The organism is Vibrio fujianensis (assembly GCF_002749895.1).
GTDB classification, from domain to species: Bacteria; Pseudomonadota; Gammaproteobacteria; order Enterobacterales; family Vibrionaceae; genus Vibrio; species Vibrio fujianensis.
The window spans coordinates 8,033-8,455 of the sequence record NZ_NBUS01000043.1 but is presented as its reverse complement, the minus strand read 5'-3'; the positions used below and the strand labels follow the sequence as shown (position 1 = coordinate 8,455).

The following is a 423-nucleotide window of genomic DNA, read 5'->3' as shown; positions in this document are numbered from 1 at the left end:
CTTTTTCCTAAATATGATTTTAGTCTCCCCCTCGAGCAACTTCCTACCAAAATCTCAGCAAGTTTATCGGCGGGTTAAAACCGCCTCTTCATTCGCCAAGCGATGAGTGACCGCTTGGCGAAAACAATGCTCACGAAGCAAGAACCTCTTCTAACGCTTTAAGACAAAGGGCTATATTTTCAGATCTTGCACCATATCCCATCACGCCTATACGCCACGCTTTACCCGCTAAAACGCCTAATCCTGCTCCTATTTCTAAATTATATTCATTAAGAAGACAATGACGAACCGCCACATCGTCGACGCCTGAAGGAATATAAACTGCATTAAGTTGAGGCAGGCGACTGGCTTCATCAACCACAAACGTCAGCCCTAATTTTTCTAACCCTTGTTTGAGTTTGTTATGCATCCGTTGATGGCGGG

The 423-nt window shown here is 44.7% G+C and carries 1 pseudogene; it reads right to left on the bottom strand.

The annotated features are described in order from the left end of the window. Positions 1–130: 130 nt before the first annotated feature. Positions 131–423, bottom strand: a pseudogene (locus B7C60_RS18920) (alanine--glyoxylate aminotransferase family protein); the annotation flags it as partial.